At 55.9% G+C, this 2,272-nt stretch carries 3 protein-coding genes; 2 read left to right on the top strand and 1 reads right to left on the bottom strand.

What is annotated here, in order from left to right; translation table 11 throughout:
* Both AC13CE_RS00050 and AC13CE_RS00045 read left to right on the top strand, forming a co-directional pair.
* The coding region (locus AC13CE_RS00050) for a barstar family protein (protein ID WP_482971049.1) at positions 1 to 449 on the top strand (449 nt) is incomplete at its 5' end.
* A gap of 405 nt (positions 450 to 854) precedes the next feature.
* Positions 855 to 1,985 carry a class I SAM-dependent methyltransferase gene (locus AC13CE_RS00045; RefSeq protein WP_482971048.1) on the top strand — a complete coding sequence of 377 codons (1,131 nt, stop codon included), beginning with the start codon at positions 855 to 857 and terminating at the stop codon, positions 1,983 to 1,985.
* A 66-nt stretch (positions 1,986 to 2,051) separates the two neighbouring features.
* Here the strand turns inward: AC13CE_RS00045 and AC13CE_RS00040 are convergent.
* On the bottom strand, positions 2,052 to 2,272 hold a 221-nt coding region (locus AC13CE_RS00040), incomplete at its 5' end, for a hypothetical protein (protein ID WP_482971047.1).

The raw sequence follows: 2,272 nt of genomic DNA, 5'->3' as shown, positions 1-2,272 counted from the left end.
GAAACAGGTACAAGATCGTTCATCTCTCGACTCCTCGGTTGAAGGAGCCGGAATGGTCGGCCTTGTTCGATCTACTCGCTACGTTCTTGCTCTGGCGTCACCCGCGCCGCCAGCACCCCTCCCGCGAAGCGGGTTCGTGCTACGACCCGTTGCGGACTTTGCGACTTCCATGCGAAACGTCCTCTATGCGGACTGTCTTGATCGATTGTGCTGGCGTGAAAACCGCTGATGAGTTCTGGCAACTCTATCTCACTCAGGTCCAGCCAGCGGGAGCGGCACTCTTTGGACGGAACCTTGATGCCTTCTGGGATGCAGTTGAAAGTGGCGGTCCGGGGTGGCCGAACGCGAAGCTCGTGATCGAAAACACGGAAAATCTGGATTCTGATTTCTTGGAGAAGCTGCGCCTGTTAGCCACCGAGGCCACACAGACGAAGATCAAGATAAGGTAAGTCCGCTAACCACCCCGTTGTCGCCACTTGTGCCCTGTGCAGTGCTGACCAATTGCGGACATTCGACTGCCGACTAAAATTCCGGGCGTTCGAACCGAATTAACTCAAATGGCATTCAAGGCTTTCGCCCTTCCACATTCGACATCATTCTTGGTGCGGATCGGGAAGAGTTCATGCTAGCGAAAATTTAGGAGCCTCATCTGCCCTCACGCTTTTTTGCTTTGTTGGACACCCATAATGACGTCACGCCATACCACTGGCCTTCTCTCGCTTCGGGATCATAATGAAACCAGAGCAGCATCTCCAATCTCCGATGTCCTCTATCGCGTGGCCTTTGGGGCGATAGGCTGGCCTTGGCTCTTAAAAAGTCTCTGGGGTGGGACCCAGCGTAGCAAGTACGAGCTAATGAACAGGGTTTCGCTGGGTGCGGGCGCTCTGCCGAACCTTGGGAGCTGGAAGGCCGATACTGGATTCCTGCACCGAATTGTCGACGCTGTAGAAGAACTGCAGCCACGAGTTGTCGTCGAACTAGGAGCAGGAGCCTCTACCCTCGTCTGTGCCAAGGCTATGCAACAGAACGGACAAGGAAAGTTGTTCAGTTTCGATCAGCATGCCGATTTTGTAGCTGCGACCGGGGAATGGTTAGCAAGCGAGGGGGTAGAGGCTCAAATCCGCTGCGCCCCACTGACTGCCACTATCGAGGGGTGGCCCGGACGATGGTATGAGCTCGACCATTTGCCGGACCAAATTGACCTGATCATCATCGATGGTCCGCCTTGGGCTGTCCATCCGTTTGTGCGCGGAGCTGCCGAGATACTGTTCAAGCGCCTCGCGCCGGGAGGGATAATTCTTTTGGATGACGCCGCTAGGCCCGGAGAGAGGGTGGTTGCAAAGCGGTGGCGGCGCAAATGGCCTGAGATTAACTTCGAAAGGGAAAATGAGAGTAGCAAGGGGACATTAGTGGGTCGGAAGGCTGACGGCTCTAACACCCTTGCTTCATCACGACCGCGGTTCGCCAACGACAATGCCCGGACTATTCGCTGGCGCCGGGTCGCTGGGTTAGCTGCATTGTTTGCCTCTGGCTGGTTTGCGAACGAATGGTTGGGCGATTTTTCCACGCGGGCGAGTGCGGCCTCTTTCGTCAATGAGGCGCAAGAGGCCTACAGTGCGAGCCAGGTCCGATGGGAAATGACATCGCAAACTGAGATCATTGAGCTCAACCGGCGCGAAATTCTCGACGTGACAGGTATTAACCTTCCTGCCTTGCCTTCAGGATGGACCGTGTTGGACGCCCAACTCTACCCATCTGACCTAGGCAATTCAGTCATGGTGTCGGTGAAAACCCCGTCGGGCGAAACCATTTCGCTCTTCGCAGCGCAGGCCGAGACTACCTTCGGCGCGCTGCCCATGATGGAGGCCGATAACGGAGTTGCGGTAGCTTACTGGAAAGAAGGACAATCGGCCATTGGATTGGTGGGCGAACTCGATTCCAGCAGACTTCTCGAACTTGCGGCTGTTCTCTCGCGTGACACCTGATTTTCTCGATTGGTTGTGATCATTCTTCCATGTGCGCCGGTAGGTCTCAATGAAAAGAAATCTTACTTACTGGATAAAGGGCGATGGTCCGCTTTCCATCTGTGGACGCCCCGCAGGATGCAAGCGGTATTTTGAGAGGTTTGGCACGTAGTCGGATGCTGCCATCTGTCCGGCCTCCTGGTGCAGCTTTTCGTGCTGCGGGCCCGTATGGGAGTTCGCGGACCGGAACCACATCACCCGCAGCGTGCTGATGAAGCACGGTGGAAAGCCCTGGTTCTTCCGGTCCC

It is taken from the genome of Qipengyuania sp. B-5, from assembly GCF_056857815.1.
This window is presented reverse-complemented; position numbering and strand designations above follow the sequence as displayed.